General features: G+C 31.1%; 3 protein-coding genes. 1 reads left to right on the forward strand and 2 read right to left on the reverse strand.

The window, feature by feature from the left end:
- Nucleotides 1-193, forward strand: a 193-nt coding sequence (locus tag Q0C58_RS11820; protein WP_290701836.1) for a hypothetical protein, incomplete at its 5' end; no start/stop codon positions are given.
- A gap of 120 nt (nucleotides 194-313) precedes the next feature.
- Here Q0C58_RS11820 and Q0C58_RS11825 read toward each other — a convergent pair.
- Both Q0C58_RS11825 and Q0C58_RS11830 read right to left on the reverse strand, forming a co-directional pair.
- The gene (locus tag Q0C58_RS11825; RefSeq protein WP_290701839.1) at nucleotides 314-832 is read right to left on the reverse strand and encodes a hypothetical protein; all 519 of its coding nucleotides are present in this window, start codon (nucleotides 830-832) and stop codon (nucleotides 314-316) included.
- A 46-nt stretch (nucleotides 833-878) separates the two neighbouring features.
- Nucleotides 879-2,786 (reverse strand): S46 family peptidase (locus tag Q0C58_RS11830; protein ID WP_290701841.1); only part of this gene is annotated, 1,908 nt, incomplete at its 5' end.

Raw genomic sequence — 2,786 nt, forward strand, 5'->3', positions numbered from 1 at the left:
TTTAGCTTTAAAATTTAGGCTAAGTTTTGTACTATCGAAAGCTGGTTTTTTAGTTTCAATAATAGTTTCTTGTATGGTTTCTACAATAGCATCAAGAGGAATTTGTTTGTCTTCTTTTTCTTTGCAGTTAAAGAATGATAAGCATACAATTAATAAAAGAAGTTGCGTTTTAATACCTTTGATTATTAGTTAGATAGTTATAACTAATTTTTACTTCATTTATTATGTTCGTCACTTCGAGTGATTTGAAGATTGGTTAGTCGTTGTTCTCAATAAAGATTAATTGATTTTGCGGTATTTTTTGTTCGTAATACTAGCTGTTTTTTTCAAACTCATCTATTAAGTTTTTATAAAACTCTATGATAGGTTCAATGACTTGAGTCCAGTTGTCAAATTCTAAGTGATATTCAGATGAAATACTCCATAATTCATCTTTTTTACATCTTATTAATGGACTAAAATTTTCTTTATTTGCAATCTTAATTAATAATTTTAACGCGTTATTTTTCCTTAGAAAGGAATCTAAGTTTTTATTATCTGTAATTATTTTAAATCGACTCTTTTTTCTAAGAAATAGATTTTTTAAATGAGAAATAGTATTTAATTCAAACTCTATGGGTTGAATAGTTTTTGATAGTTTACAGTTAATGTTTCCAACGTATGCAGTACCAGTTCGGTTAATGATAGTAAACTCGTTTTCTTTATATTTAAACTCTACTTTATAAATAACATTAGGACTCCTTACTCCACCACCTAAACCAATATCCTTATCATGAAAGTCGAATTTTCCGTTTTCTTTTTTAGTTAATTCTTTAAAGAAACTTTTATTCATTTAATATAAGTTTGATTTTTGAGCAGGATCTCAAAATTATTAATGACTACTTCTTAGGATGCACCAATTTCATCTCATCAATCAATCGAGTAGCTCCAGCAAACTTATCTACAATAAATAGTACATAACGCGCATCTACCATAATGTTTCGGCAAATTTCTGGATCGTAGTTCATATCACTCATTGTGCCTTCCCAAACACGATCGAAGTTTAAACCTACTAAATTTCCATGTGCATCAATTGCTGGACTTCCAGAATTTCCACCAGTTGTGTGGTTTGTTCCTAAAAAGCAAACTGGCACTTTTCCGTTTTTGTCTGCGTATTGTCCGTAATCTTTAGCTTCGTATAAATCGCGTAGTTTTTTAGGTACGTCAAATTCGTAATCACCAGGCACAAATTTTTCAATTACACCATCAAGGTAACTTACTGGCTGATAATACACTGCATCTCTTGGAGCATAACCACGAACTTGACCATAAGTAACACGAAGTGTACTGTTAGCATCTGGAAAATAGCGAGCGTCTGGTAAGGCTTCCATTAAAGCTGTCATATATTTAGTTTGTAGAGCAGAAATCACCTCATTCTTTTTTGCATATTCAGCATCTGTAGTATTCACAAATTTCTCAATAATTGGCTTTGCATATAAATATGCTGCATCTTTATTCAATTTTTTAAGCACCTCTTTTGGCTTACCATTTAATAACTCTAAAGCAGAATCTAAATTTGTAAACGCAGATTTTTCGTAAATGGAAGCATCAATATTATTTGGTTGGTATAAAGCCATAACGTTTTTGTAAACGCCTTTGTCTACAGTAGCATCGTAATTTTTATGGATACCTTTTAACCTGTTAATTAAGCCTACTCTAGCTTTTTCAAAATTATCAGCATTCGCATTTACAGCTTGTTCCATTTGGTAAGCTCTAAAAGTTATTTGCATAAGTTCGTTTGTAACCATAAAAACTTCAATAAAATTTCTACGCTTAATGTTTACATTTGCAAAATCTTTATATAGTTTATCGAATTCTGGTAAAATATTTCCGTATTTATTTACTAAATCTTTAGTTTTTAAAGCACTAGTAAATTCAGCTTCAAATTGTTTTCTATTAGCTACAGCATTACTTTTTTCAATACCTAAATTCTCGCCAATCCATTTTTTCCAAGCATTAGCAATTCTAGCCTGTTTAGAAGCATATTTAATACGTACAGCGTCACTAGTTTTCATTGCAGCATCAATAACTTTTAAAGCTGCTTCACGAATGGCAATATTACTTGGGTTAAATTCTTTTGTAATATGTTCTATTGCAACTGCTGGTAAATATTCGTTTGTACGTCCTGGAAAACCAAAAACAAGTGTAAAATCTCCTTCTTCAATACCATCTAAAGAAATTGGTAAAAAGTGTTTTGGTTTATAAGGCTTATTGTCTTTACTGTATTTTGCTGGACGATTATTAGCATCTGCATAAATACGAAACATAGAAAAATCTCCTGTATGTCTCGGGAAAACCCAATTGTCTGTATCACTACCAAATTTTCCAATACTTGTTGGAGGTGCACCAACCAATCTAATATCTTCAAAACGCTCAGTCACAAATAAAAAGTACTGATTGCCATTAAAAAAAGCCTTCATTTTAGTGTCTTGCCAAGCTTCTTTTTTAGTAGCTCCTTCAACAGCATTACTGTTTTTACTAATTTGAGATTGCTTTTCTTTTTCGGACATTGTATCTGTAACTCCAGATAAAACCTGAGAAGTAACGTCTTCTATTCTAACTATAAATTCTATATAAAGACCTTCGTTTGGCAATTCGTCTTCCAAATTCATAGCCCAGAAACCATCCTTTAAATAATCGTTTTCTAAAGAAGAATGCGACTGTATTTGCGAGAATCCACAATGATGATTTGTTAAAATTAGACCTTGATCACTTATTATTTCGCTTGTACAACCACCATTAAAATG

Source organism: Lacinutrix sp. (assembly GCF_023299985.1).
Classification (GTDB): Bacteria; Bacteroidota; Bacteroidia; order Flavobacteriales; family Flavobacteriaceae; genus Lacinutrix.